At 67.3% G+C, this 24,835-nt stretch carries 23 protein-coding genes; 12 read left to right on the plus strand and 11 right to left on the minus strand.

All coding sequences use genetic code 11. From position 1 onward, the window contains the following. Positions 1-24: 24 nt before the first annotated feature. The 5 genes from treS to QM693_RS17095 all read left to right on the plus strand — a co-directional run bounded on the left by treS (position 25) and on the right by QM693_RS17095 (position 6,494). Positions 25-2,226, plus strand: coding sequence for a maltose alpha-D-glucosyltransferase (gene treS, locus QM693_RS17075; RefSeq protein ID WP_283352928.1), 2,202 nt, complete (start codon positions 25-27; stop codon positions 2,224-2,226). Positions 2,227-2,287: 61 nt separating this feature from the next. Further along, positions 2,288-2,941, plus strand: coding sequence for a hypothetical protein (locus tag QM693_RS17080; RefSeq protein ID WP_283334861.1), 654 nt, complete (start codon positions 2,288-2,290; stop codon positions 2,939-2,941). A 108-nt stretch (positions 2,942-3,049) separates the two neighbouring features. After that, on the plus strand, positions 3,050-4,588 hold the full coding sequence (locus QM693_RS17085; RefSeq protein WP_283334860.1) for an arylsulfatase: 1,539 nt from the start codon (positions 3,050-3,052) through the stop codon (positions 4,586-4,588). Between the two features lie 5 nt (positions 4,589-4,593). Next, positions 4,594-5,535: an HAD family hydrolase gene (locus QM693_RS17090; protein ID WP_283334859.1), complete on the plus strand. Its 942-nt coding sequence runs from the start codon at positions 4,594-4,596 to the stop codon at positions 5,533-5,535. A 74-nt stretch (positions 5,536-5,609) separates the two neighbouring features. Beyond that, complete coding sequence (locus tag QM693_RS17095) at positions 5,610-6,494, plus strand: formylglycine-generating enzyme family protein (protein ID WP_283334964.1); 885 nt, start codon at positions 5,610-5,612, stop codon at positions 6,492-6,494. Here QM693_RS17095 and QM693_RS17100 read toward each other — a convergent pair. The 4 genes from QM693_RS17100 to QM693_RS17115 form a co-directional block, all read right to left on the minus strand. Then, the gene (locus QM693_RS17100) at positions 6,486-6,833 is read right to left on the minus strand and encodes a YidH family protein (protein WP_247252241.1); all 348 of its coding nucleotides are present in this window, start codon (positions 6,831-6,833) and stop codon (positions 6,486-6,488) included. The genes QM693_RS17095 and QM693_RS17100 overlap by 9 nt on opposite strands. Further along, positions 6,830-8,320, minus strand: a complete 1,491-nt coding sequence (locus QM693_RS17105; RefSeq protein ID WP_283334858.1) for a protein kinase family protein — start codon at positions 8,318-8,320, stop codon at positions 6,830-6,832. The genes QM693_RS17100 and QM693_RS17105 overlap by 4 nt, the downstream gene beginning before the upstream one ends. 141 nt (positions 8,321-8,461) lie before the next feature. Then, entirely contained in the window at positions 8,462-9,832 is a 1,371-nt protein-coding gene (locus tag QM693_RS17110; RefSeq protein WP_283334857.1) for an amidase, read from the minus strand. Positions 9,833-9,868: 36 nt separating this feature from the next. Further along, complete coding sequence (locus QM693_RS17115; protein ID WP_283352929.1) at positions 9,869-10,843, minus strand: D-2-hydroxyacid dehydrogenase; 975 nt, start codon at positions 10,841-10,843, stop codon at positions 9,869-9,871. Between the two features lie 83 nt (positions 10,844-10,926). Between QM693_RS17115 and QM693_RS17120 the strand changes: the two genes are divergently transcribed. From QM693_RS17120 to thpD, 4 genes are read left to right on the plus strand one after another with little or no spacing between them, the layout of a single operon-like run. Then, entirely contained in the window at positions 10,927-11,667 is a 741-nt protein-coding gene (locus QM693_RS17120) for a maleate cis-trans isomerase family protein (protein ID WP_037242482.1), read from the plus strand. A gap of 34 nt (positions 11,668-11,701) precedes the next feature. After that, positions 11,702-12,442, plus strand: a complete 741-nt coding sequence (locus QM693_RS17125; protein WP_283352930.1) for a maleate cis-trans isomerase family protein — start codon at positions 11,702-11,704, stop codon at positions 12,440-12,442. Continuing rightward, positions 12,429-13,106, plus strand: coding sequence for a GntR family transcriptional regulator (locus tag QM693_RS17130; protein WP_283334856.1), 678 nt, complete (start codon positions 12,429-12,431; stop codon positions 13,104-13,106). The genes QM693_RS17125 and QM693_RS17130 overlap by 14 nt, the downstream gene beginning before the upstream one ends. Positions 13,107-13,142: 36 nt before the next feature. Further along, positions 13,143-14,057: an ectoine hydroxylase gene (gene thpD, locus QM693_RS17135; RefSeq protein ID WP_283334855.1), complete on the plus strand. Its 915-nt coding sequence runs from the start codon at positions 13,143-13,145 to the stop codon at positions 14,055-14,057. 41 nt (positions 14,058-14,098) lie between these two features. Here thpD and QM693_RS17140 read toward each other — a convergent pair whose 3' ends face one another. Continuing rightward, complete coding sequence (locus QM693_RS17140) at positions 14,099-14,542, minus strand: MarR family winged helix-turn-helix transcriptional regulator (RefSeq protein WP_283352931.1); 444 nt, start codon at positions 14,540-14,542, stop codon at positions 14,099-14,101. Between the two features lie 155 nt (positions 14,543-14,697). Here QM693_RS17140 and QM693_RS17145 point away from each other — a divergent pair, with 155 nt between their 5' ends. Beyond that, complete coding sequence (locus QM693_RS17145; protein ID WP_283352932.1) at positions 14,698-15,897, plus strand: MFS transporter; 1,200 nt, start codon at positions 14,698-14,700, stop codon at positions 15,895-15,897. Between the two features lie 2 nt (positions 15,898-15,899). On the opposite strand, the gene QM693_RS17150 is transcribed toward QM693_RS17145, so the two are convergent. The 5 genes from QM693_RS17150 to QM693_RS17170 all read right to left on the minus strand — a co-directional run bounded on the left by QM693_RS17150 (position 15,900) and on the right by QM693_RS17170 (position 21,682). Beyond that, complete coding sequence (locus tag QM693_RS17150) at positions 15,900-16,871, minus strand: YVTN family beta-propeller repeat protein (protein ID WP_283352933.1); 972 nt, start codon at positions 16,869-16,871, stop codon at positions 15,900-15,902. A gap of 52 nt (positions 16,872-16,923) precedes the next feature. Beyond that, the gene (locus tag QM693_RS17155; RefSeq protein WP_283352934.1) at positions 16,924-17,772 is read right to left on the minus strand and encodes an ACT domain-containing protein; all 849 of its coding nucleotides are present in this window, start codon (positions 17,770-17,772) and stop codon (positions 16,924-16,926) included. 147 nt (positions 17,773-17,919) lie between these two features. Next, positions 17,920-19,950 carry a neutral/alkaline ceramidase gene (locus tag QM693_RS17160; protein ID WP_283352935.1) on the minus strand — a complete coding sequence of 677 codons (2,031 nt, stop codon included), beginning with the start codon at positions 19,948-19,950 and terminating at the stop codon, positions 17,920-17,922. 155 nt (positions 19,951-20,105) lie between these two features. Continuing rightward, positions 20,106-20,834 carry an acetoacetate decarboxylase family protein gene (locus QM693_RS17165; protein ID WP_283352936.1) on the minus strand — a complete coding sequence of 243 codons (729 nt, stop codon included), beginning with the start codon at positions 20,832-20,834 and terminating at the stop codon, positions 20,106-20,108. Further along, entirely contained in the window at positions 20,831-21,682 is an 852-nt protein-coding gene (locus QM693_RS17170; protein ID WP_283334848.1) for an SDR family oxidoreductase, read from the minus strand. The genes QM693_RS17165 and QM693_RS17170 overlap by 4 nt, the downstream gene beginning before the upstream one ends. A gap of 141 nt (positions 21,683-21,823) precedes the next feature. On the opposite strand from QM693_RS17170, the gene QM693_RS17175 reads away from it, so the two are divergent. Continuing rightward, positions 21,824-22,999 carry a cytochrome P450 gene (locus QM693_RS17175; RefSeq protein WP_283352937.1) on the plus strand — a complete coding sequence of 392 codons (1,176 nt, stop codon included), beginning with the start codon at positions 21,824-21,826 and terminating at the stop codon, positions 22,997-22,999. Positions 23,000-23,067: 68 nt separating this feature from the next. Here QM693_RS17175 and QM693_RS17180 read toward each other — a convergent pair whose 3' ends face one another. Next, complete coding sequence (locus QM693_RS17180; RefSeq protein ID WP_025431798.1) at positions 23,068-23,949, minus strand: aldo/keto reductase; 882 nt, start codon at positions 23,947-23,949, stop codon at positions 23,068-23,070. A gap of 66 nt (positions 23,950-24,015) precedes the next feature. Between QM693_RS17180 and QM693_RS17185 the strand changes: the two genes are divergently transcribed. After that, positions 24,016-24,828: an HAD family hydrolase gene (locus QM693_RS17185; protein WP_247252249.1), complete on the plus strand. Its 813-nt coding sequence runs from the start codon at positions 24,016-24,018 to the stop codon at positions 24,826-24,828. Positions 24,829-24,835 lie beyond the last annotated feature (7 nt).

Here is a 24,835-nt window from a genome sequence, read left to right on the forward strand (position 1 = left end):
CAGACGAGATGACGACGGAGGACCATGAACCCCGAGATCCATCACGAGCCCAGCGAGATCAGCTACGACGAGCAGTTCTACCCGGCGCGCCCTCGGCCGTTGAAACCGTCGGTCCGCCGTGCGACCAGGGTCGATGCGCAGTCGGGTGAGCCCGTGCCGGACAACCCGAACTATGTGGAGTGGCTGATCAATCAGTCGATCCTGCACGATGCGAAGTTGATCGCGGAGCAGTTGTCCGGCAAGGGCAGCATGTGGCAGAACCCGTATGCCGATCCGAATCCGCGCGCAGCGGTGGAACGCGGATCGGTGTGGTTCACGGCGTACCCGATTTCGATCATCACGGCTCCGGGCGCGAGTTTCCTGAGTTCGCTCGGCGACGAGTCCCTGTGGCAGGCGTTCTCCGAGATCGGGGTGACGGCCGTTCACACCGGGCCGGTGAAGCAGGCGGGCGGGATCAACGGGTGGCGGGCCACGCCGTCGGTGGACGGCCATTTCGATCGCATCAGCATGCAGATCGACTCGGCCTTCGGGACCGAGGAGGAGTTCCGCAAGCTCTGCGTCGTCGCCGCCGCGTACGACGGCATCGTCATCGACGACATCGTCCCCGGTCACACCGGCAAGGGTGCCGACTTCCGGCTCGCCGAGATGGCGTACGCCGACTACCCCGGCATCTATCACATGGTGGAGATCGAACAACAGGATTGGCACTTGCTTCCCCGCGTGCCGGAAGGCCGGGACTCGGTCAACATCGACGCCGACACCGAGGCGCAACTCGCCCGGGCCGGGTACATCATCGGTCAACTCCAGCGCGTCATCTTCTACGAACTCGGTGTCAAGGAAACCAACTGGAGTGTCACCCCCGTGGTGAAGGGGGTGGACGGCATCGAGCGGAGGTGGGTGTACCTGCACTATTTCAAGGCCGGGCAGCCCTCCATCAACTGGCTGGATCCGTCGTTCGCGGGCATGCGCCTCGTCATCGGGGATGCCTGCCACTCCATCGCGGACCTCGGTGCGGGTGCACTTCGACTGGATGCCAACGGATTCCTCGGGGTCGAACGCCGGACCGAGGGACTGCCCGGCTGGTCGGAGGGGCATCCACTGTCGGAGGCGGCGAATCACCTGATCGCCAGCATCGTTCGGAAGATGGGGGGATTCACGTTCCAGGAACTGAACCTCACCATCGACGACATCAAGGCGATGGGCACGACCGGAGCCGACCTGTCCTACGACTTCATCAATCGCCCCGCTTACCATCACGCCCTCGTCATGGGGAACACCGAATTTCTCCGGCTCACCATGAACCTCGCCCGCGATCATGGTGTCGACGCCGCGTCGCTCGTCCATGCCCTGCAGAACCACGACGAGTTGACGTTCGAACTGGTCCACTTCGCGACGCTGCACAAGGACGACGAGTTCGCGTACGGCGGCGAGTCGATCACGGGGTCGGATCTCGGTGACCGTATCCGTAAGGACTTGTGCGAGCGGCTCACCGGACGCTGGGCCCCGTACAACCGCACGTTCACGACCAATGGGATCGCCTGCACGACCGCCAGCGTCATCACCGCGGCGCTCGGCATCCGTGACCTCGACAGGATGGATGCCGCGGACATCGACACCGTCAAGCAGGCGCATCTGCTCCTGGCGATGTTCAACGCGCTCCAGCCCGGCGTCTTCGCCCTGTCGGGCTGGGATCTGTGCGGGCTGCTGCCCGTGCCGTCCGAGGACGTCGCCGACCTTCTCGCCGAAGGCGACACCCGGTGGATCAACCGCGGTGCGCACGACCTGATGGGGGTCAATCCCGAAGCCGCCCGGTCGGAGTCGGGCATTCCCCGGGGCACCAGCCTGTACGGAAGTCTGCCGGTGCAACTGCAGGATCCGGCGTCCTTCGCTCGCGGTCTCGCCCGCATCATCGACATCCGAAACCGGTTCGGCATCGCCACCGCGGTCCAGCTCGACGTGCCCACCGTGTCGCACAAGGGGCTGCTCGTCATGGTCCACGAACTGGCGGACTCGAGTCTCGAAGTCACCGTTCTCAACTTCACGTCCGAGGAGATCGCCGCGACCGTGCAGTCCCAGTTCCTGCCGGCCGGATCGCCCGCCGTCAACCTGTTCACCGACGAACAGATCGGCACCGTCGACGAACTCCACAGCTTCCCGATCTCCCTCGCGCCCTATGAGGGAGTTCCGGTCGTCGTGCGACCGGGCAGGACCGACGAGGCGGGCTGAAAACGGGCACGATTCGGGCTCCCTGTTGCCCCGGACCTCGACCTCGGCGAAGACTGATCTCATGGCCCGCACACAGAGCGACGCCGAGTTCCACCAGCTACGGACTCCACGGGCCGCGGCCGTCGCCGGTGTCGTCTTCGGTGTGCTGTTCGCCTCCAGCATCGTTCTGCTGCGTAGCGCGCTGCCCGGCGCAGCCGCGACCCCGTGGTTACACCACCAACGGCAGATCACGGCAGCCCTGATACTCGCACCCTTCGCGGGCATCGCGTTCCTGTGGTTCATCGGTGTCATCCGCGACCGGCTCGGGAACCTCGAAGACCGATTCTTCTCGACCGTCTTCCTCGGCAGTGGGCTGCTGTTTCTCGCCATGACGTTCGTGTCGACGGCAATCGCCGGCGGGCTCCTCGCCGTGTCCCGGCTCTCCGGCGTTCCGCAGACCGACCTCGTCTTCTTCGGGCGCGAGGTGATGTTGCATGTGAACAACGTCTACGGGGTTCGCATGGCCGGGGTGTTCATGATCTCGCTGGGAACCATCTGGCTGCGCACCGGACTGATGCCGCGATGGCTGGCTGTCACCACCTACCTGCTGTCACTCACCCTGCTGGTGGTCGTGAGTTTCAGTCTCTGGGTGACGCTGGTCTTCCCGGCGTGGGTGACGGTGATCAGCGTGTACATCCTCGCCGTGGATCGACCGCCGTCGATCCCCCCGGACTGACCGCCGGTACTCGGACACGAGGTTCTCACCCGGTACGGGTGATGTGGCGCGGGCGCACCGCGAGCAACGTCAGGACTGCGATTCCCCCGATGATGCGAGGAGAGACAGATGACGGACGCGAAACCCAACATCCTGGTCATTTGGGGCGACGACATCGGTATCACCAATCTCAGCTGCTACAGCGACGGACTGATGGGGTACCGGACACCGAACATCGACCGTCTGGCCGAGGAGGGCATGAAGTTCACCGACTCCTACGGTGAGCAGAGTTGCACTGCCGGTCGCGCGTCGTTCATCACGGGGCAGAGCGTGTATCGCACCGGCATGAGCAAGGTCGGAATCCCGGGAGTCGACGTCGGATTGTCGCCCGAAGACCCCACCATCGCCGAACTGCTCAAGCCCCTCGGATACGCCACCGGGCAGTTCGGGAAGAACCATCTCGGCGACCTGAACAAGTATCTGCCGACCGCTCACGGGTTCGACGAGTTCTTCGGCAACCTTTATCACCTCAACGCCGAGGAAGAACCGGAGCTTCCCGACTACCCGAGCGCAGAGGACTACCCGAAACTGCACGAGGTGATGCTGCCGCGCGGTGTTCTTCATTGCTGGGCCACCGAGGAGGACGCCGGCGAGGTCGATGAGCGGTACGGGCCGCTCGGGAAGCAACGCATCGAGGACACCGGTCCGCTGAGCAAGAAGCGGATGGAGACCATCGACGACGAGACGGTCTCCGCGGCAATCGACTTCATCACGCGGCAGAAGGAAGCGGAGACACCGTTCTTCGTGTGGATGAACACGACGCACATGCACCTGCGGACCCACACGAAGCCGGAAAGCGTCGGCCAAGCCGGGCACTGGCAGTCGCCGTACCACGACACCATGATCGATCACGACAAGCACGTCGGCCAACTGCTCGACGCGGTCGACGAGCTGGGTCTCGCCGAGAACACCATCGTCATCTACAGCACCGACAACGGTCCCCACGCGAACACCTGGCCGGACGGGGCGACCACCCCGTTCCGCAGTGAGAAGGACACCAACTGGGAGGGTGCGTTCCGCGTCCCCGAGGTGATCCGCTGGCCGGGCAGGATCCCCGCGGGCAGCGTGTCCAACGAGATCGTGCAGCACCACGACTGGCTTCCCACCTTCCTCGCCGCCGCGGGTGCACCGGACGTGGTGGAGCAACTGAAGACCGGGCACACGATCGGCGAGAAGACGTTCAAGGTGCACATCGACGGCTACAACCTGCTCCCGTACCTCACCGGTGAGGTAGAGACGTCGCCGCGCCGGGGAATGGTGTACTTCTCCGACGACTGCGACGTGCTGGGCATCCGTTTCGACAATTGGAAGATCGTGTTCATGGAGCAGCGGGCGCAGGGCACCCTCGGCCTGTGGGCGGAGCCGTTCACTCAACTGCGGTTGCCGAAACTGTTCAACCTGCGCACCGATCCGTTCGAGCGGGCAGACATCACGTCGAACACCTATTGGGATTGGTTCCTCGACCACGACTACATCGCCATCTACGGAACATTCATCACGACCCAATTCCTCGAGACGTTCAAGGAGTTCCCCCCGAGGCAGGAGCCGGCGAGCTTCACGATCGACCACGCGGTGGCGAAGTTGCACGCGTTCCTGGCGAAGGACTGACCGACGTGGGGGCCGGGCTGGGTGGTTCCTGGGCGGACGGATCGACGCGGTCCGCGATCGAGGACTTCGTCGGGCGGGTGACGACACGGGGACCGGACTTCGTCGAGCCCGCCGACCGGGTGGCCGTATTCGACAACGACGGCACACTTTGGTGTGAGAAGCCGATGCCCATCCAGCTCGACTTCACCATCCGGCGCTTCGCCGAGATGGCCGCGAAGGATCCCGGCCTCCAGCAGACGCAACCGTGGAAGGCGGCCCACGAGCACGACCTTCAGTGGCTCGGTGCGGCGATGGTCAAGCACTACCAGGGCGACGACGGCGACCTGAAACTGTTGATGGGCGCAGTCACCGAGGCATTCGATTCGATCACCGTCGAGAATTACGACGCAAGGGTGCGGGCCTTCTTCGACGACGCGGATCACCCGACGCTCGGCCGCCCGTACGCCGGCTGCGGATACGCGCCGATGGTCGAGTTGCTGCGCTATCTCGAGGCGAACGAATTCACGATCTACATCGCGTCCGGCGGTGACCGGGACTTCATGCGCCCGGTCGCCGGACGGCTCTACGGGATTCCGCCGGAACGCGTCATCGGCAGTGCCCTCGGACTCTCGTACCGTGAAGGGGCGGAGACGAGCGACCTGCTCTACAAGGCCGCGATGGACTTTTTCGACGACGGGCCGGAGAAACCGGTCCGAATCTGGAGTCGGATCGGGCGACGGCCGATCCTGTCGGTCGGCAACTCCAACGGCGACCTGCCGATGCTCGCGTTCTCCGGGCTACCCGACCGCCCGTCGCTTCGGGTGCTGATCCTGCACGACGACGCCGATCGCGAATTCGACTACGTCGCGGGAGCGGAGCAGGCTCTCGAACACGCACGAGAAAAGAACTGGACCGTGGTAAGCATGAGGAACGATTGGACGAGCGTCTTCTCGCCGGCCGTCACCTGATCAGGCAGAAGGGAAGGCGTGTGGATACCCAGACCGTCTCCGAAGTCCGGCACATCCCCGCTCAGACCTTCACGATGGGCTCGGATCGGCACTACCCGGAAGAAGGTCCGGCGCATCGGGTCGCCGTCGACGCCTTCGCCATCGAGGCCCACCAGGTCACCACCGCGCAGTACGCCGCGTTCGTCCGGGACACCGGTTATGTGACCGTCGCCGAGCGGCCGCTGGACCCCGCCGAATTCCCCGGTGCTCCCGCCGAGAATCTGCAACCGGGATCGATGGTGTTCACCCCCACTCGGGGCCCGGTCGATCTCCGTCACCTCAGTCAGTGGTGGACCTGGACCGTCGGCGCGTCCTGGCGGCACCCCACGGGGCCGGCATCGACGATCACCGGCCGCGAACGGCATCCCGTCGTTCACGTCGCCCACGAGGATGCGGCAGCGTACGCGGAGTGGGCAGGGCGGTCCCTCCCCACCGAGGCGCAATGGGAGGCCGCGGCGCGCGGCGGACTCGACCACGCCGAATTCACCTGGGGTGACACCGCCGAGAGTGAATCCCCTCCGCTGGCGAATTATTGGCACGGGGAGTTTCCCTGGCGCGCGGCCACCGGGTACGGCACCACGACCGCCGTCGGTAGCTATCCGCCCAACGACTACGGTCTGTTCGACATGGCAGGCAACGTGTGGGAATGGACCGCCGACTGGTACTCGGATCGGCACGCCGACACGGCGGAGTCGTGCTGCGCGCCACGCAATCCGCGTGGGCCCGGCATGTCGGAGAGCTTCGACGCCCGGCAGCCACAGTTCCGGGTGCCCCGGCGGGTGATCAAGGGTGGGTCGTTCCTGTGCGCGGACAGTTACTGTCGGCGGTATCGGCCCGCGGCACGGCGGCCGCAGATGGTCGACACCGGGATGAGCCACATCGGATTCCGCTGCGTCACGGCCCTGCCCGGGTCAGAGTAGGACCACCACGGCGAGGAGCGCGAGCAGTGTGACGATGCTGGAGGTGACCACGGCGGTGAACGTCGCCGGCGCGAATTCCCCGGATTCGATCTGCCGGCTGATAACCCGATAGCGGACGGTGCCGTACGCGGAGACCAGTAGTCCCGCGCCGATCAGGATCAATCCGGCAGCCACGGCGTGGCCGCCGCGGTGCGGCGCGAACTTCGCGACCGCCACACCGAGTGCGGCGACGCTGATACCGGTGCGATGCCAGGCGAGGTAGGTCCGCTCGTTGGCGAGATGGTCGCGCGCGGTGCTTCCCTCGTTCGGCTGCGTGGGGCCGAAGATGTTGCGGCTCATGCGCCGCGACCCAGGAAGCCGATCTCCGACAGGCGCGACTGGAACCCGGACTCGCCGCCCGACAGTCCCGATATCCAGACGAGGACCCGGTCGGTGGGTGCAGGCGTCCGGGCCACGATCTGGGTGACCCCGTCGCCGAGCGTGGCGCTGCCGATCAGCTGGGTGCGATCGATGCTCGCCCACGCGACGGGCGCGGTCCGGATCTCGACCGTGGTGCCCGGTGTCGGGGAGTCGATCCAGACGGTCCGCAGATCGACGGGCCCGGGAAACGACACGATCAGACCCATTCCCTGCTTCGTCGCCGACAGTTGCTGCGGGTAACGGTCGGTCGCCCAGGACGTCGCGGGGTTCGCGTCGACGGCGAGGGAGGCGGTGGCACCGTTGTCGGGGAAGCGCAGCGGGGAGTAGGCGGCCGCGGACGACGGGGTGAGCGGCGCCTGACGGGGGTCCGGAACCGGCGCGATCTGGCTGAGCATGTTGTCTGCGACGGCGGCCGGGGGAGCGTCCGACGAGCTGAATGTGGCGCCCGCCGCCCACCCGGCGGCGCCGAGCGCGACGATAAGGGCGAGTGCGCCGCTCAACGCGGGAAGCGGCGCGTTCGGCCGGGGTACCCGGTTGGCGGGTGCCGGGCGGGCCCTCTTCGTGGTCGGAGCGAATGCGGATGCCGAGCGGGCCCGCGCGTCCGCCAGGATGCGGTCGAGGGCGTCGACGACCGCCTGCGCGGTGGACATCCCGGGTCGCCGAGCAAGGGCGTTCATGGCCACGTCGGACAGGCGTCGTGGAATCGCGGGCCGCACACGATGTGGCGGGACGACGGAACCGTCACCGCGCCTGCCGGCCGGGGGCAGCCCGGCTGCCCGGGTCGCGCCGGACGAGGACAACGGCCACGTGCCGAGTAACAGGGCGTACAGCAGCGCACCGAGTCCTGCGACGTCGTCGGCCGCGCTGCCGTCGGCAAGGGTGGCGGGGAAGGCGAGGACCGCGAGTCCGTCGTGGGAGATCCGCACCCGGTTGGGATGATCAAGTGAGATGCGGGCACCGAAATGGTGTGCGTCTGCGGTCGCGGCGGCCAGGTGCCGCACGGTGCGAGCGGCATCCAACGGCCGTGGGACCGTGTGCGCGACATCCGCGACACGCCACCCCGGCGTCCATTCCGCGACCACGGCGATCCGGTCGCCGACTGCCGCGATGTCGTAGACCTGCGCGATCCGGCCCTCGTGGCTGAAGCTGGTTCCGGTGGTGTTCCGGCAGAAGCGCGCCACCGGATCCGGACGCGTGTCGGTGGCGCGGACGTGCGCCGAGTCGACGAGGCTGAGCGAGACGTCCCGGCACAGTTCGGTGTCGTGTGCGTGCCACCACTGCACCCAATCGGGTCCGGCGAACCGTCCCAGGAGCCGGTATCGGGTGGCGACGAGCATGCCCGGGGCGAGCGGATCCCGGCCCTGCGGCGAATGCGGCAGGCCCCCGAACACCGGCGTCGCTGTCATCTACTCTCCCGGGCTCTCCCCGACCCCGAAAATCCCTGTCAGGCAACTGTCACCCGGGCAGCAGCGTAGACGTTCGCACAGCACCGGGCCTACTGCTGATCATCCTCGGATGACGAGCGAACCGTGTGCTTTTCGGCCGACCTAGCCGAGGACGTGCTCCGCGTATCGCGCGACCGCGAGTACCAGGTCGTCCGAGTGGCGGGGGCCGATGATCTGCAGACCCACCGGCAGACCCGCTGCGGTGCGGCCGACGGGGATGCTGATCGCCGGCTGCTGCGTCAGGTTGAACGGGTAGGTGAACGGGGTCCACTGCGGCCAGCTCGTGAGATCGCTGCCCGGCGGCACGTCGTAACCGGCCTCGAAAGCCGGAATCGGGACGGTGGGCGTGAGCAGGACGTTGTGCGTCAGATGGAATCTGCCCATCCTGATGCCGATGTCCGCGGCGACCGCGCGAGCATCGAGATAGTCGACCGCGCTGAACTTCTCGCCCCGTTCCCAGACCTTGCCGAGCCCCGGGTCGACCTTGTCGCGCGCACCCTCCGGGAAGTTCTTCAGCATGGCCGCGGCGCCGGCTGCCCACAGCAGTTCGAAGGCCTCGATCGGATCGCTGAAGCCGGGGTCGGCGGCGGTGACCGGCAGACCCGCCGCGTCGAGGGCCTGCACGGCTCGGTCGACGATCGCCCGGACCTCCGGATCGACGGTCACATAGCCGAGCGTGGGGGAGTACGCGACTCCGAGTCCGACCACGTCGCGGCCGATCTCGCCGCGGAAGGTGGTCGGGAACGGGGCGAGCGACGTCGGGTCGCGCGGGTCGGGCAGCGACAGGATGTCCATCAGCAGCGCCGCATCCTCGACCGTGCGGGTGAGGGGGCCGGCGTGCGCCAGCGGCCCGAACGGGCTCGCCGGGAACAGGGGGATCCGACCGTGGGTGGGTTTGAAACCGACGACGCCGCAGAACGAGGCGGGGATGCGCACGCTGCCGCCGCCGTCGGTGCCGACGGAGCAGGGACCGAGACCGGCCGCGACCGCCGCGGCGCTGCCGCCCGAAGATCCGCCGGCCGTCTTGGTCGGGTCCGCCGGGTTGCGGGTGATCCCGCACAGGGCACTGTCGGTCACGGCCTTCCACGCGATCTCGGGGGTCGTGGTCTTGCCGAGGAACACCATCCCGTCCTCGCGAAGCCGGGCGGCCACGGGACTGTCGACGTCCCACGGCTGGTCCTCGTCGACGGCCTGTGATCCCCGCAGTGTCGGCCAGCCGTCGGTGAGGAAGATGTCCTTGATCGAGATCGGCACGCCGTCGAGCAGCCCCTTGGAGTAACCGGTGGTCCAGCGCTCCTCGGACTTCCGGGCCTGCGCGAGGGCTCGCTCCTCGTCGACGAGGCAGTAGGAATTGATGGTGCGGTCACGCTCGGTGATGGCGTCGAGCATCGCCTGCGTCGCTTCCACCGGCGAAAGTTCTCCGGACGAGTAGGCCGTGACCAGTTCGACGGCGGTCATGTCGGTGGGATTCATGAGAACTCCTTCAGCCTGGACGTTCGGGCCCTGTCTTCATCGGCTCGGTACGTACCCGAGGTGCTTGTCAACTACGTTCTCGAGCGGGTACCCCGCAACCCAGCGTTCGAAATTGTCGGTGAACACGGTTACGAGGTCATCTCGCCAGCCGGCGAAGTCGCCCGAATTGTGGGGCGTGATCGAGACGTTCGGCATGTCCCAGAGTGGATGGCCTGCGGGGAGCGGTTCCGTGTCGAACACGTCGAGCGCGGCGCCCGCGATCGTCCCCGCCCGGAGCGCGGCGACGAGGTCGTCGGTGCGGACGAGCTCACCGCGTCCGACGTTCACGAACCGGGCTCCCGGCTTCATCGCGGCGAACGTCGAGTCGCGGAACAGGTGGCGGGTCTGCTCGGTGAGCGGTGCCACCGCGATCACGTAATCGGCGACGGCGAGCTGCTCCGGGAGATCCTCCGTTGCGGAAACCGTTCCGAAGTCGGGGTCGGCGTTGCGTGCGGTGCGGCCCGACCCGCTGACCTTCATACCCGCTGCGCGGAGAAGTCGTGCGATCGCGCGGCCGATGGGACCGGTGCCGACGATCAGGGCGGTGCGGCCCGCGATCCGCTCGGATTCGCGGTGCTGCCACGTGTGGGACTGCTGCAGGCGCAGCGAGCCCGGCAGATCCTTCGCGAACGAGAGGATCTGGGCGAGCACGTACTCGGCGATCGCCCCGTCGAACACGCCCCGTGAGTTGGTGATCGTGACGTCGCTGTCGCGGGCCTCGGGGAACATCACGGGGTCGACGCCCGCCGCGGCGATGTGCAGCCACTGCAGGGAACCGGCGGCGTGCCAGGCTCCCGGCACCGCGTCGGTGAGGAAGTCGTAGAGGAACAGCACGTCCGCGCCGTCGAGGGCGTCGCTCAGCCCCGCCTTGCCGGTGTAGCGAACTTCGGCACGGGTCGCGACGGGTGCCATGAGTTCGTCGCTCGGCAGGACGTGGGCATGTAGCACCGCGACGATCGGGTTCCGACTCACGTTGACACCGTATGAGTAACTCGTATGATTGTCAACAATCTGATAATGCTCGGGCGCGGCCGAAACGAAGGTGAGGCCTGGTGTTGGAACTGAACATTCCCGAATTCGAGGGGCCTATCGCGCAACGGGGAATCGGCATCATCGCCCCGTTCGACCTGGCGCTCGAACGAGAACTGTGGCGATGGGCTCCCCTCGAGGTGAGCCTCCATCTGGCGCGCACGCCGTACGAACCCGTGCCCGTCAGCCTGGAGATGGCCGAACTCGTGTCCGAGCGAAGACACCTCATGGCGGCGACGCGCGACGTCCTGCACGTCGAGCCCGAGGTCGTGGCCTATCTGTGCACGTCGGGAAGTTTCATCAAGGGCCTCGAATACGAGCGAACCCTGTGCGACGCGATCTGCGAGGCCGGCGCCCAGCACGCGATCACCACGTCCGGTGCGCTGGTCGAGGCGATCGAACACCTCGAGCTGAGCAGGCTGTCGGTGATCACGCCGTACGACGCCCCGCTGACCGAACGGCTGCACGCGTTCCTGAACGAGGCGGGCACCGAGGTGGTGCGCTCCGATCATCTCGGGCTCGGCGGTGGCATCTGGAAGGTCAACTACCGCACGATCGCCGAGCGGATCATTGCCGCGGACGACCCCAGGTCGGAGGCGATCTTCGTCAGCTGTACGAATCTGCCGACCTACGACGTCATCGCCCCGCTCGAGCAGGAGCTCGGGAAACCGGTCCTCACCGCCAACCAGCTCACGATCTGGGCCTGTCTCGGCCGGATGAAACTCCCAATGACGGGCCCCGGCAAGTGGCTCCGCAATGTCTTCTGACATCACCCTCACGACACGGAAAAGAGGAGAACGTATGACGAGCACGCCGACCCCCACTGTGGGATTCATCTACCCCGATCACGCCGCCGAGGACGACTACCCCTTCGCCGCGGAGATGCTCGGAGTGGATCTGCCGGTCGTGCACATCTACGGCACCGACTTGCACGCCGTGCCCGAACTGCTCGACCTGGGGAGCCCCGAGAAGCTCGCAGGCGGGGCCGCACTCCTCGCCGAGGAGAAGCCGGACGCCGTCGTGTGGGCGTGCACCTCGGGCAGCTTCGTCTACGGCCCCGACGGGGCGAAGCAGCAGGCCGAGACGCTCGCCGCGGCCACCGGTGTACCCACGTCCAGCACCAGCTTCGCGTTCGTCCACGCCCTGCACGCGCTGGGAATCACCCGCGTCGCGGTGGCCGCCAGCTACCCGGAGGACGTCGCGAAGCTGTTCGTCGAGTTCCTCGCCGCCGCCGGTATCGAGGTGCTGTCGATGTCGAGTGCGGGAATCGACACCGCGGCCGAGGTCGGTCTCCTCAGCCCGGAATCCGTGGTGGAACTCGCGGTGGAGAACGACCACCCGGACGCCGAAGCCCTGCTCATCCCCGACACGGCCATGAGGACGCTGGGTGCGCTGCGTACTCTCGAGCAGCGCCTCGGCAAGCCGGTCCTCACGGCAAACCAGGTGACCATCTGGGAAGGCCTGCGTCTTGCGGGCCACACGGCGGTGCACCCGTCGTTAGGAACCTTGTTCGAGAAAGGCCACAGTCATGGCTCTGACTGACCTGGAACCCGTCAGTCGTCAATCGACTGCCGAATTCATCGCGGACCGCCTGCGGGTCGCCATCATGAAGGGTGCGCTCGAACCGGGTGCACAGCTGGGCGAGGCGGAACTGGCCGCGCATTTCCAGGTCTCGCGCGGGCCCCTGCGCGAAGCCATGCAGAGGCTCGTGTCCGAGGGCATACTGCACAGCATCCGTCATCGCGGGATCTTCGTGACGGAACTGACCCTCGACGACGTCGTCGACGTGTACCGCAGCCGCTCGGTCATCGAGCGCGGGGCGCTCGAAATGATTCTCGACGACGGCCGCCGGGAAGCCACCTACCTGGCGCTCGAACCCACCGTGCTCGTGATGCAGGCCGCGGCCGAACGCGGCGACGCCGCCGCCGTCTCGGACGCCGACCAGCAGTTCCATCAGATCCTGGTGGAGAGTTCGCAGAGCCCGCGGCTCATTCGGGCGGCGAGGACGCTGCTGATCGAGACCCGGATGTGCCTGGGTGCGTTGCAGACCACCTACGACGACATCCGCGAGCAGGCGCAGGAACATGCCACCCTGCGCGAGGCGATCCGGTCGGGTACAGCTGGAGAGGTGCAGAAACTGCTCGCCGAACACCTGGACGACGCCGTCCAGCGGCTCCGCGCCGATCAGAAGACTCTGTCGTCGTAGCGACGGAGAAGCAGAGGTAAGTGCCGAGGAGGGACAATGACTCAGGTAGCTGAGGTTCAGGGAGACACCAACCGCCACGATCGCTACCCGACTCGGATCGCCGCCGAGCCGTCGATGCTCCAACGAAGCGAACCCGCCGTGTGGGGCAGACCCGCCGACGGGCCGTTCGATTCGTCGGCCCTCGCCGGACACGAGTCACGCGGCTTCACCATCATCGACAATTTCCTGAACGCGAGCGAAGTGATGTCGTGCCGGGAGGAACTCGACCGGCTGTCCCGGGACCCCGCGATGCGCGACAGCGGGCGCGTCATCCGCGAACGCGGCACCGACGAGGTTCGTTCCGTCTTCGACGTGCACCGGCGCGGTGACGTGGTTGCCGAGCTGATCCGCGACGGCAGGATCCTCGACCGCGCGCGACAACTCCTCGGCTCCGACGTCTACATCCATCAGAGCCGGATCAACTCGATGCCCGGTTTCAAGGGCACCGGTTTCTACTGGCACTCGGACTTCGAGACCTGGCACGCCGAGGACGGTCTTCCCGTCCCACGGGCCGTCAGCTGCTCGATCACGCTCACCGAGAACTACCCGTTCAACGGGTCGTTGATGGTGATGCCCGGTTCGCACAAGCGATTCGTCCAGTGCGTCGGCGCCACCCCCGACGACAACTACACGTCGTCCCTCGTCTCGCAAGAGGTCGGGGTTCCGCGTCGGGAGGACGTGACGCGGATGGCGGCGGAGTTCGGGATCGACCAGTTCACCGGTGCCGCAGGCACCGCGCTGTGGTTCGACTCGAACCTCATGCACGGGTCGGGGAACAACATCACGCCCTACCCGCGGTCGAACCTGTTCCTCGTGTTCAACAGTGTCGAGAACACCCTCGTCGAGCCGTTCGCCGCGGCGCGTCCGCGGCCGGAGTACATCGCGTCGCGCGACTTCACTCCGCTGTCCTGACGTGAGTGGCAAGGAGTGCTCCGGCACGCCTTGCCACTCACCTATGCGGGGACCTCGTGCAGGGCTCGGGCGAGGTGGGCGAGCTCGGGAATGTCGGCGGCCCGGTCGAGCGCCGCTTCCAGTGTGGCGTCGTGGGTGGGACGGGCCTCGTCCAGCGCCGCCCGCCCGGCCGGTGTGAGCTCGGTGTAGATGCCGCGGCGGTCGTCGTCGCACAGAATGCGGGTGAGCAGTCCGCGGTTCTCCAGACGGTTCACGAGTCTGGTGGTGGCGCTGCTGCTCAACGCCGCCGCGCGGGCGAGTTGCGCCATGCGCATGTGCCAGCCGTCCTGACGGCCGAGGGCGTCGAGCACCGTGTACTCGACCACCGAGAGATCGTGCCCGCGCTGCAGGGCACGCTCGAGCTCCGCCTCGAGCAGCCCGTGCAGGGCCGCGAGCGTGCGCCATCCCTGCGACCGGATCTCGACGGCGTCGTCGGCGACTGCCATTGCCCACCTCCTGTGGATACGACTGTCAGGCCAGAATACCAGCTTGCGCACATATCAGGCGTGTGCAACTATTTATGGCGCGCCTGCAACTAATGCAGACGCGGTATTCGAGCTAGCGCTCTTATCTCCCAGTCTGTACGAAAGGAGTGGCTGCAATGCCACTGGGTCTGCTCGCCCTCGCAATGGGCGGCTTCGGGATCGGTCTCACCGAATTCGTCATCATGGGATTGCTGCCGGAGGTGTCGGCCGATTTCCAGGTAAGCGAGTCGGTGGCCGGCTACCTCATCTCCGGCTACGCCCTCTCCGTCGCCATCGGGGCGATCGTCATCACCGCAGCCGTCACCCGCTTCGACCGCAAACGTGTGCTCCAGGCGCTGATGGTGCTGTTCATCGGCGGCAATCTGCTGTCGGCGCTGGCCCCGACGTACGAGGTCATGATGGGCGGACGCGTCCTCGCGGCCCTGTGCCACGGCGCGTTCTTCGGCATCGGCTCGGTCCTCGCCGCCGACCTCGTGCCCGCGAGCAAGCGGGCAGGCGCGATCGCGACGATGTTCGCTGGACTGACCATCGCCAACGTTCTCGGCGTCCCGTTCGGCACGTTCCTCGGCCAGCAGTTCGGCTGGCGCTCCACGTTCTGGGCCATCACCGTCATCGGCGTCGTGGCGTTGATCGGCATCGCAACGCTGGTGCCGTCCGTGTCCCGTCCGGCGGACGCACCGGAATCCGGCGGTCTGCGTACCGAACTGCAGGCCTTCCGGTCTGCGCAGGTGTGGTTCTCGATCGCCGTCACCATCCTCGGATTCGGCGGCATGTTCGGTGCGTTCACGTACATCGCATTCACCCTCACCGAGGTCGGCGGATTCGCGTCGACCAGCGTCCCCTGGCTCCTCGTGCTCTTCGGCGGCGGTCTGTTCGTCGGCAACGTTCTCGGTGGACGTGCCGCCGACAAGGCACTCACCCGCACGCTGATCACGGTCCTCGCCGTGCTCACCGTCGTGCTCGTCGTGTTCGCGCTCACCGCGGGGAGCAAGCCGATGACGATCGTGGCCTTGTTCTTCATGGGCGCCTTCGGTTTCGCGACCGTCCCCGGGCTGCAGATGCGGATCATGAACTACGCGGCACAGGCGCCGACGATGGCGTCCGGCGCGAACATCGCCGCCTTCAACGTGGGCAATGCACTCGGGGCCTGGCTCGGCGGCATCACCATCGCCGCGGGACTCGGCTTCACGTCCCCGATCTGGATGGGTGCCGCGCTGACCGTCGGTGCGCTCGCCGTTCTCGTCCTCGCCACCGCAGTCGACCGGCGGTCGAAAGATCAGTCGGTGGAGGAGGATCCGGCGGTGGTGTCGGTCTAGTGTCAGCGCGGCGGCGTCGCGTCGCCCGGTGCGCGCGTGAGGGTGGCGATCGTGTTGTCGTTCTGGCTGGTGGCGTAGGCCTTCGCGCCGTCGGCGGAGACCGCGACGCCACCGGCACTGTCGCCGACGGCGAGCGACGTCACCTCGGCGTTGGTGCCCGGATCGAACACCGTGACGGCGCCGCCCTCGGAGTCGACGACGTACAGCGTGTGTCCGTCCGCGGTCACCGCGGCACCGCCCATCGTCCCGTCGACGCCGAACGTGGCGGTCACCGTGTTGGTGGTCGCGTCGATCACCGACATTTCCGCGCCGCTCCGCACGTAGGCCCGGTCGTTCGTGGCCGTCACGGCACTGGGGTGGGAGGCGACGGGAATCGTGTCGACGACACTCGTCGTGGCCGTGTCGATCACCGTCACCGTGTTGTCGGAGGAGTTGGTGACGTACACGTGCGTGCCGTTGGTCGCGAGCTGGATGGGGAAGGCGCCGACCGGAACCGTGGCGGTCACCGTGTTCGTGGCGGTGTCGATCACGGAGACGGTGCTCTCGACGCCGTTGGTGACGTAGGCGTGGGCCCCGTCGGCGGATACCGCGACCGCCAAGGCGAATTCGCCGACCGGGATCGTGGCCGCCACCGTATTGGTGGCGGTGTCGATCACGGACACGCTCCGGTCAGCGGTATTCACGACGAACACCCGCGCACCGTTCGGGGTGACGGCGATTCCGGTGGGTCCGCCGCCCACCGGGACGGTGGCGGTGACGGCGTTCGTTGCGGTGTCGATGACGGACACGCTGTTGGCCCCGGAGTTCGTGGCGTATGTGACGGCGCCGCTGGGTGCGACCGCCACCTGCATCGGCGTCAACCCGACGGGAACGGTGGCGATGACGGCGTACGTCGGCGCCGCACCGGCGGTGGTGGCCAGGAGGCCGAGCGTGGCGACGCCGATCGTCAGGACAGTCGAAGTGCGGGCGAACATCACCGTCGTAGTGTCTCCCGCACCCAGGCTGTAGTCGGGGATGTCCGCAAGATCACGTGGCAGGGTCGGCGAGTCCCCCCGAGTTCGCGGTCTCGCGGGTTCGCTGCGCCAGCTCGCTGAGGCGGCGAGCGCGGGCGATCTCGGCCGGCGTGAACGGCTCGTCCACCGGCCGCACGAAGACGAGCGGCTCACCATCGCCCGACGGGATCGCGACCGACGCCGCCGTGGTCGGATGGTCGCTCACGAGCGAATCGACATACTGGGCGCCGAGCAGCTCCGCGATCGACAGGGGCAGTTCGGACGGATCGGCCGCCACCCGCGACGCCAACGTCAGCGCCTTCGTCTGGCCGTCGATGAGCGCGAGCGCCGAAGCCGGCCAGATGCCCACACTGCGGCCGCCTCCGGCCCGGACGGCATGCGACAGCGCCTCCGGTGACGTCTCCCGGCCCGCCCCGACGATCAACTCGTCGAGCGAACCGCCGTCCAGGTGATGGACGTGCACGGTCAGGATGTTGGCATCCAGCTTCGCGAGGTTGCGGGCCAGCGACTCGAGCTGTCCCGGTTGGTCGTTCACCCGGACACGGATACGCCAGAGTGACTGTCCGGTCGAGAGATGGCCGTGCCTGCCGTCGGGCGGACCGTGCAGCCAGCCGCCGAGCAGTCTCATCGCCGACGGCTCCACCACCCAGATCACCAGCACCGTGGTGCTGACGGTCAGGACCGTGACGGTCATCAGATAGGAGACGTGGAAATGAATGACCAAGGCATGAAGCCCTAGTTCGACGGGAAAGACGGCGCACAGTTTCGCAAGCGCCAGACGGAGACGGCGGGGGTGCGGAAGCCGACCGCACGCCTCGCACGCGTTGACATGAACTCCGGGTTCTCTCTCGGCATCGTTCATGCACCCACTGTCGTCCCGAAGTATTGCCGGGCAGTTTCATCGCACGGTCGGTGGTGTGACGGATGGTCGTGAAATACGTTGGGGTGCAACGCCGATGTGGTGGGCGAGACACCGCGTCGCCGCGTGTGATCGGGGGCACGTCGAGAGCTATCCGACCTCGAATTCGTTCGACGTCCCGGTGAACGCGGTGATCGTGCCTGCCGCGTCGCGGCTGTTGCCGAAGTGCTGCACACGGTAGCGCCCGGCGGGAGTTCCGGCCGGGACGTCCCACGTGATGCGCGCGACCGACTGGTTCGGCCTGGTGCGCGTCCAGCGGAACTTGGTGGACCAGTCGCCGTCGTCGGCGTGACGCACCCAGTCGCCGCCGCCGCGGCGCTGGATCTCGAGGAACGTGCCACGCCGGCGCGGGTCGTTCCGGGGGTGGCCGGTGACGAACTCGACCGCGATCTGTTCGCCCGCAGACACTTTCGCGGCAGGTTGGGTCAGTACGTCGCCGAAGACGCGGCCTGCCGGTGGTTCGTCGCGGTCGACGCCCGGACCGACGTACGGCTGGAACTGCGACAGGTCACGGGGCGCCGGGCCGCGGGGAATGTCGCTGCCGGTGCGCACAGCGTCGGCGAGCGCCGCGAATCCCTGCTGGTACGCGGGCAGCGTGTAGCGGCCGAAGAGTGTCGAGCCGCCCTCGTACTGCTGCGCGTCGTACTCCTGCGGGGTGGTGCAGTAACTCGCGTACGAGTTCGCGTAACCCTGGAAGATCACGTTCTCCAGCGGCACACCGAGTCTGTCGGCGACGGTGCGGCGGATCCGCAGCCCGGACACGATCGTGAATTCCGCCGGGGCGCCCACGACATACACGTCGCCGATGCGGATGATCTGAATCTTCAGCACGTGCGGAACCCACCCGTCGGGTGGGAGCAGACCGACGGCCACGAGCACGAGTTTCGGTGCTTGCGCGTCCTGCAGCCACTGCGGGATCGGCGCGTCCATCCCGCCGAGTGCGTCGACGAGCGGGTTGGTGGTGCCTTCCGGGAAGATCGGGATGGCCGGACCGTCCTCGGTGCTGCCCGCGCTCATGGCGGCCCCGACACACGCGGGGGACGTCCGGTAGGTGCGGCCGTCGGGGGTGAATTCGCCGCCGACCTCCTGATTCGCCATGTCGAGGTACATGATTCGGCTGTCCACACCGCCGGTGAGGGTCTCCGACGCCGACTCCCACGCCGTGCGTGCGGCCGCGACCTGCCGCTGCCCGATGATGCGGGTGTTCTCGAACTCGTCGTCGGTGGGTCCGTGGCCGGGCCGGAGGTCGAGGTTGGGGGACATGTCGCCGGTGTTCGTCTGCGGGAACGCGGCGACGAAGTTCGGCTTCTGGTCGTCGAGGTAACGGACACCCTCGTGGTCGTGTTCCCAGAAGTAGGCGGCCGCGCCCTTGTTGTCACCGGAGATCAGATGGTTCGTGTTGGTGAGCGAAGCACCGTGGGTCGGGAACCAGTTGATCGCCCCGACGTCTCTGCCGCCCTGCGTGATTCGCAGGACCCGCATCGAGGTGTCGATGCCCAGGGGGTAGTAGTCCCGGTCCTCGGCGGGGTTGCGGTCGAAGGCGATCCGCGAACGGTTGACGCTGGCATCAGTGAGTTCGCTGCGGCCGTACGACACCGAACCGGGGGCGAGGGAATCGTGCGCGGCGGTGATCGCCTCGACGATGCCACCGACCTCGGCGTCGAACACCTGACGGTTGTGGCCGAGCACGGCGAGGTTGTAGGCGTAGTCGTGGGACGCGCCGCCGCACGCCGCGTGGGAGTGCACCGCCGTGAGCATGACGTTCCGCTCCGTGTACAGGTCGCCGTGGAGTTCCGCGAGCCGGGCCAGCACGGCGTCGTGCACGGACTGGAAGATCATGCACACGTCGACGCACACGTAGACCACGCGCTGCCGGCCGGACTCGGCGAACACGAACGCCCGCGCACGGGTCCGCTGATGCAGTCCCTCGGCGCGCTGCTCGAAGCTGGAGTACCCCATCATCCCGACGTCGGCGACCGGCCCGGTGGCGTCGGAAATGCCGACGCCGACGAGGAATTCGGAGTTCTGGTCGGGATTAGCGGCCGCCGTCCCGGAGCCGAGCGCGGCGAGCGCCGGAGTCAGGGCCGCCCCCGCGAGCACGCTGCGTCGTCTGATCTGCACTATCGATCGTCCTTTCGGCGGTCGTCCCTCTGGGGCGCCACGAATTGGTCAAGCGTCCAGAAGCGTCGCCGGTATTGGACCCCAGTTCGGTAATCGGCGCAACCCCCACGTGAGTGGCGAAGTGTGCCCGCGCACACTTCGCCACTCACGTGCGGTCAGATCGGCTGCGCGTCCCCGAACGTCATCTTCAATTCGGGGATCGAGGACGTGACGAGCGCCCGTTTCGGAAGTCCCAGCGACCGCAGTTCGTCCGCGATCGGGTGGCTGCCCAGTTTCAGCTCCGCGCCTCCGGGCCGGGAGCGGATCCCGGTCGGGTTCATGTCCCAAGTGGTGAACCGGGTGAGCCCGTCGAGGTGCGAATAGGCGGCGAGCGACGTGCCTGCGCCCGAACCCGGCACCGCAATACCCGGTTTGACGCTCAACTGGGCGATCAGCCGCCCGCCCTCGCTCACCGAACCGCGCCTGACGGAACCGGTGTGGTCGACATCGAAATCGGCCAGGAACTTCGGGAAGCCCCAGATGCCGCGGCCGGCGGCCAGAGTGAAGTCGCCGTCGACGGGCAGCTGATGAATCAGCGCACCCGCCCGGCCCCGGGCCAGCGCCTTCAGGTCCTGGGGGACCGAGGTGCTGTCGGCCCGGTGGTCGCGGACGAGGAACGCCACCCCGAATTCGTTGTACGGGCCGAGATCGCCGTCCACGTAGTCGACGAACACGAGGACGCAGATGCCACGTCCCGGCCGGAACTGCAGGATCTCGAGGCCGGTGTAGTCGATCAGCGACTGGGCGGCGGCGGTCGGCACCGAATACATCGCCATGAACGCCGACGCGGCCCGGATCTCCACGGGCATGTCGACCTGCTTACCGAGAATCTGATGCGACGTCACGGCGCGACCACCCCGCGCAGACCGTCGGCGCCGAACATGGGCTCGAACATCGACGTGAAGTCGGGTCCGCGACGCAACATCTGGCCGCCGTCGACGTTGATGATCTGCCCCGTGATCCAGGTGGAGTCGGGGCCGAGGAGGAACTTGGCGAGCGCGGCGATGTCGGTGACCTCGCCGACCCGTGCGATCGGGGTGTTGGCCAGGTAGTCGTCCAGGACGGGTCCGCCGTCGGTGATGAGCGCGACGAGGTCGGTGCGGGTCAGTCCGGGGCGGATGCAGTTGACGCGGACGTTGCTCGCCCCGAGTTCGTCGGCGGCGAGTTGCGTCAGGTTGTCGACACCTGCCTTGGACGGACCGTATGCGCCGAACCAGCGGTGCGTGTTGCTGCTCGCGATCGAGGAGATTGTGACGATGGAACCGCCGCCCCCGGCGACGAGCGCCCGCGCGGAATGCTTGATCGTCAGCATGGTGCCGGTGACGTTCAGGTCCACGGTCCGCCGCCACGCGTCCACGTCGAGTTGGGTCACGGGTCCCACCGTTTCGTTCCCGCCTGCGCACGTGACGACGCCGTCGAGCTGCCCGGTGCGCCCGGCCGCTGTGGCGACCGCGCGGATGATGTCGTCCTCGTTCGTGACGTCGGCGGTGACCGTGTCGACGGTCCCCGCGGGATCACCGGCGGTGATCTGCTCCGCTGCGCGTACCAGTTTCTCCTCGTTGCGACCGCAGATCGTGACGTGGACGCCGTCGGCCGCGAGGGCGGTGGCGACGCCCAGTCCGATGCCACTGCCGCCGCCGGTGACGAGTACGGACGTCTTCGCGAGCCCGCTGCTGCCGTCGTTGGTAACCACGTACACCTCCAGGTAATAGAACTCGTGTCAATTATCGAGCCGAGGATCTGTGAAACTTGCCGCTATACCACTGCGTCATAGTAGGAACACGTTCTATTATCGGGGCACGATCGGCGGGATTCAACGTGGAGGAGTACCTCGATGACGAACAGGCCGGATTTCGATCTGATCGACGGACGGTTCTACTCGGGCGAACTCGGCGACCCGCGGGAGGCCTACGCATGGATGCGCGCCCACGAACCGGTGTATCGCGCGGACGGAATTCTCGGCGCCGCGTCGTACGAGGCCGTCCTGGCGGCCGAACGCGACCCCGAGTTGTTCTCGAACGCGGGCGGAATCCGCCCCGGGGTGGGCCCGCTGCCGCAGATGATCGACATGGATGACCCCCAGCACCTGCAACACCGTCGCCTCGTCAACGCCGGCTTCACCCGTAAGCAGGTGGAAGCGAAGATCGACCGGATCCGGGCGATCTGCGATCACCTCATCGACGCCGCGTGCGACAAGGACGACGTGGACTTCGTGCGCGACCTGGCCGCGCCGCTCCCCATGGCCGTCGTCGGCGACATGCTCGGCGTGCGGCCCGAGGAACGCGACACGTTCCTGCACTGGTCCGACGACCTGATGAACGCACTCGGCAGCAACGCCACCCCGGAGGAACTCCAGGCCCAGGCCAACGCGTACCTGGCATTCAACGAATTCACGCTCCGCACCATCGCGGAGCGGCGGCAGAATCCGACGGACGACCTCACCAGCATCCTCGTGCACAGCGAGATCGACGGTCACCGGCTCAGCGACCCGGACATCGTCGGCGAAACCCTGCTGATCCTGATCGGCGGCGACGAGACCACCCGGCACGTTCTCAGCGGCGGCATGGAACAACTGCTGCGGCACCCCGACCAGCAACAGCGGCTCGTGAACGACCCGGACGGCATCCCGGCGGCGGTCGAGGAGATGCTGCGCTGGTCGTCGCCGATCAAGAACATGTGCCGCACCGTCACCCGCGACGTCGAATTCTTCGGAACCGACCTGCGCGAGGGCGAGAAGATGATGCTGCTGTTCGAATCCGCCAACTTCGACGAGGCGGTGTTCGAGCATCCCGAGGTGTTCGACATCGAACGGTCGCCGAACCCGCACGTCGCATTCGGTTTCGGCACCCACTTCTGCCTCGGTAACCAACTCGCCCGGCTCGAAGCGAAGATCATGTTCGAGCAACTGCTGTCGCGGCTGCCGCACATGGTGCTCGTCGACGACGGCCCCCTGCGGCGTCGTCCCGCCAACTTCGTGTCCGGGCTCGAGGAGATGCCGGTGAAGCTCTAGGCGCTCCGCGCCCGTGCGCCTTTTTGGCTGTTCCAGCAACCAAAAAGGCGCACGGGTGGCGGAGCCGCCTACTCCGGTGCGCCGATGTTCAACTCGTCCGGGTGGGCTCCGACGCGGACGCCGTCGTCCATCGTTTCGATCTCGCTGAGGTCCTGCTCGCTGAGCTCGAAATCGAACACGTCGATGTTCTCGCGGATCCGCGACTCGTGGACCGACTTGGGGATGACGATCAGCCCGCTCTGCAGATGCCAGCGGATCAGCACCTGGGCCGGGCTCTTGCTGTGCCGGTCGCCGATGCGGGTGATGATCGGGTCGGTGAGCAGCGTGTTCGGCTTCGAGTTGTCGCCCCACCCCGAATTGCTGGTGCCGCCGAGCGGGCTCCACGATTCGACGGCGATGCCGTGGTCGACGGCGAACGTCCGGATCTCCTGCTGCGCCAGATGCGGATGCAACTCCACCTGATCGACCGCCGGAACGACGCCGCCCCGGTCGATCAGCAACTGCAGGTGACGCGGTTCGAAATTGCACACACCGATCGCCTTCGCGCGACCCGACTCGGCGATCTTCTCCAGCGCATCCCACGTGCGGAGGATGCGGTCGTCGTCCTGCAGCGGCCAATGGATCAGGTACAGGTCGACATAGTCGACGCCGAGACGTCCGAGGCTGGCGTCGAACGCCTTCAACGCCGGCTCGTAACCCTGATCGGCGTTCCACAACTTGGTGGTGAGAAAAATGTCTTCGCGGGCGACACCCGAGTTCGCGATGCCACGGCCCACCCCTTCCTCATTGCCGTATGCGGCGGCGGTGTCGATGTGCCGGTAGCCCGCCTCGTCCAGGGCGAACCCGACGGCGTGTTCGGTCTCGTCGTTGTCCGCCTGCCAGACTCCCAGGCCGAGCTGCGGGAGGATGGTTCCGGAATTCAGCACGATGCTGGGTACTCGAGGACTCATGCTGTCCAGGCTATCGACTGTGGTGGGGTCGTGAGGGGTACATGCGCTGCCTGGCATCATGCGGAGGTGACGCAAATTCGGCTGTTGGCGACGGACCTCGACGGCACCCTGCTGCGGTCGGACCGCACGATCTCCCCTCGCACCGCGCAGGCCATGGAAGATGCGCGACTGTCGGGGGTCGAGGTGGTGTGGGCAACGGCCCGCGCCCGGCACTCGGTGCACGAGCTGGCGCAGTCGTGCGGATTCCGGGGCAAGGCGATCTGCGCGAACGGGGCGGTGGTCCTCGACCTGGCCGACGGAACCCCGGTGATCACGGCGACGACGACCATCGCGATGGCGTCGGCTGCGGCGGCGATGGACCGAGTGCGGACGTTGATGCCCGGTGTCGTGTTCGCGAACATCGGCCCGACGCGCTTCGTCGCCGAACCGGCGTACGCGGCCTTGTGCGAGTTCGCCGACCACCACCGGCACCCGCACGAGATGATGCTGTCGGAACTGCTGCCCGACATCGACGAGCCGATGGTGAAGATCGTCGCCCGGCACCCCGAGGTTCCCAGCGCGGAGCTGTACCGGGCGGCGGTGGCGGCCGGCGTCGACGGCGTCGAACTGACGCACTCCGGCGCGCCGTACGTCGAGATGGCGGCGTCCGGCGTGTCCAAGGCGAGCGCGCTCGCCGAGCTGTGCGCGGTCGACGGGATCTCGACGGAGGAGGTCGCCGTGGCCGGGGACGCCATCAACGACGTCCCGATGCTGACGTGGGCGGGCACGGCTCTCTGCCCGTCCAACGCGCTGCCGGAAGTCCTCGCCCTCGCCGACCACGTCCTGCCCAGCAACGACGAAGACGGGGTCGCCAGCTACCTGGAGGGGCTGCGCCCGTGAGCCTTTT

This window comes from Rhodococcus sp. IEGM 1305 (assembly GCF_030058635.1).
Taxonomy (GTDB): Bacteria; Actinomycetota; Actinomycetes; order Mycobacteriales; family Mycobacteriaceae; genus Rhodococcus_F; species Rhodococcus_F opacus_D.

Bases quoted from the DNA above. Each gene is read 5' to 3' on its own strand.
- QM693_RS17180 (WP_025431798.1), bottom strand. From the start codon at position 23,949: ATGAGTCCTCGAGTACCCAGCATCGTGCTGAATTCCGGAACCATCCTC.
- QM693_RS17130 (WP_283334856.1), top strand. From the start codon at position 12,429: ATGGCTCTGACTGACCTGGAACCCGTCAGTCGTCAATCGACTGCCGAA.
- QM693_RS17140 (WP_283352931.1), bottom strand. From the start codon at position 14,542: ATGGCAGTCGCCGACGACGCCGTCGAGATCCGGTCGCAGGGATGGCGC.
- QM693_RS17100 (WP_247252241.1), bottom strand. From the start codon at position 6,833: ATGAGCCGCAACATCTTCGGCCCCACGCAGCCGAACGAGGGAAGCACC.
- QM693_RS17095 (WP_283334964.1), top strand. From the start codon at position 5,610: ATGGGCTCGGATCGGCACTACCCGGAAGAAGGTCCGGCGCATCGGGTC.
- thpD (WP_283334855.1), top strand. From the start codon at position 13,143: ATGACTCAGGTAGCTGAGGTTCAGGGAGACACCAACCGCCACGATCGC.
- QM693_RS17125 (WP_283352930.1), top strand. From the start codon at position 11,702: ATGACGAGCACGCCGACCCCCACTGTGGGATTCATCTACCCCGATCAC.
- QM693_RS17080 (WP_283334861.1), top strand. From the start codon at position 2,288: ATGGCCCGCACACAGAGCGACGCCGAGTTCCACCAGCTACGGACTCCA.
- treS (WP_283352928.1), top strand. From the start codon at position 25: ATGAACCCCGAGATCCATCACGAGCCCAGCGAGATCAGCTACGACGAG.
- QM693_RS17145 (WP_283352932.1), top strand. From the start codon at position 14,698: ATGCCACTGGGTCTGCTCGCCCTCGCAATGGGCGGCTTCGGGATCGGT.
- QM693_RS17105 (WP_283334858.1), bottom strand. From the start codon at position 8,320: ATGACAGCGACGCCGGTGTTCGGGGGCCTGCCGCATTCGCCGCAGGGC.
- QM693_RS17150 (WP_283352933.1), bottom strand. From the start codon at position 16,871: ATGTTCGCCCGCACTTCGACTGTCCTGACGATCGGCGTCGCCACGCTC.
- QM693_RS17175 (WP_283352937.1), top strand. From the start codon at position 21,824: ATGACGAACAGGCCGGATTTCGATCTGATCGACGGACGGTTCTACTCG.
- QM693_RS17155 (WP_283352934.1), bottom strand. From the start codon at position 17,772: ATGAACGATGCCGAGAGAGAACCCGGAGTTCATGTCAACGCGTGCGAG.
- QM693_RS17110 (WP_283334857.1), bottom strand. From the start codon at position 9,832: ATGAATCCCACCGACATGACCGCCGTCGAACTGGTCACGGCCTACTCG.
- QM693_RS17085 (WP_283334860.1), top strand. From the start codon at position 3,050: ATGACGGACGCGAAACCCAACATCCTGGTCATTTGGGGCGACGACATC.